The sequence below is a fragment of the Arthrobacter cryoconiti genome, assembly GCF_020905375.1.
GTDB lineage: Bacteria > Actinomycetota > Actinomycetes > Actinomycetales > Micrococcaceae > Specibacter > Specibacter cryoconiti.
Genome location: NZ_JAJJBU010000052.1, coordinates 1 through 964, shown reverse-complemented (window position 1 = coordinate 964; position 964 = coordinate 1). Strand labels below are relative to the sequence as shown.

General features: G+C 57.9%; 1 protein-coding gene and 1 pseudogene. Both read right to left on the bottom strand.

Annotated elements, in window-relative coordinates:
* Positions 1 to 232: 232 nt before the first annotated feature.
* Positions 233 to 688: a hypothetical protein gene (locus tag LOH53_RS16720; RefSeq protein WP_230068892.1), complete on the bottom strand. Its 456-nt coding sequence runs from the start codon at positions 686 to 688 to the stop codon at positions 233 to 235.
* Positions 685 to 964, bottom strand: a pseudogene (locus LOH53_RS16715) (hypothetical protein); the annotation flags it as partial. The gene LOH53_RS16720 and the pseudogene LOH53_RS16715, both read right to left, overlap by 4 nt.

The following is a 964-nucleotide window of genomic DNA, read 5'->3' as shown; positions in this document are numbered from 1 at the left end:
GGAATCCTTGTTCACTCGCGGCATGTTCCGCAGTGGTTGCTTGAGCCAAAGTCTTATCTCCTTGTTGTTAGAAGCCAAAGAACTTGGCGACGTTCGTGAGACCATCGGGTCAGGGTCATTTTCGTAAAGAAAGAGTGCTCACGGGCGGCAAATCCGTGTCGTCTGAGGAACACGTTCGGCTGCATGGAGCACCCCTGCCGCAGCTCACTTGATGCTTACTGAGCCGAAGCTGCTAAGTACCGTTTGGCATCCTGTCCCGGGTCCACTTACTCTCAATTGTTTGCGAGGTTGGGGCTGGCAAGCCACGCACCCGGCGCAAGCGTACCGCCGTTGCCTCCCGGCGGGCGCTGCGGATGAAGTACAAGGCTGCCGGAACGAAGAGTACTGGCAGGAGCCACAAAGCGCCAGGGTAACTGTCGTTTCTGATAGCTGCGGTGATCGCTACCGCGGCTGGAACCCCCAAGGCAATGATCAACAGAGAACAGGCTATGGCCCAATTGCCCCCTGCGGACGTGACGGAATTGCCATGGGTCATGCGGGCAACCCCGTATTCCTCAGGCAGGTAGCTGACTAGTTCGCCGTTGACAGCGCGAACCAGCATGCGTTCTGTTTGACCCGCTGCGACGGCCTGCTGATGCCAGAGCATCGCAGCGGCATCCCTTGCGTCTCTGTTTGGGTCGTTGGTCATAGCTGGTCTTGCCTGATCTGACGAATTTTTTCGATGACGTCGGCATCGGAAAGCCCTACGATCTCAGCGATGTCTTGTGGTTCCGTGGTGTTATATCCGACGGTCCAGGAGTCTCCGACGAGCTTTAGCAGCAGTTGGGCCGCTGACGGGTCCTCGAGTCGCCTGATGCCAGCTCCACCGGCGGGATTTTCCTGGAGGTGCTTGCGCATGATCCAGAAGTCGGCCTCAGCGGAGGTGAGTCCTGGCTTTTGTGCCATGGCGAACCACGTTAGGTAA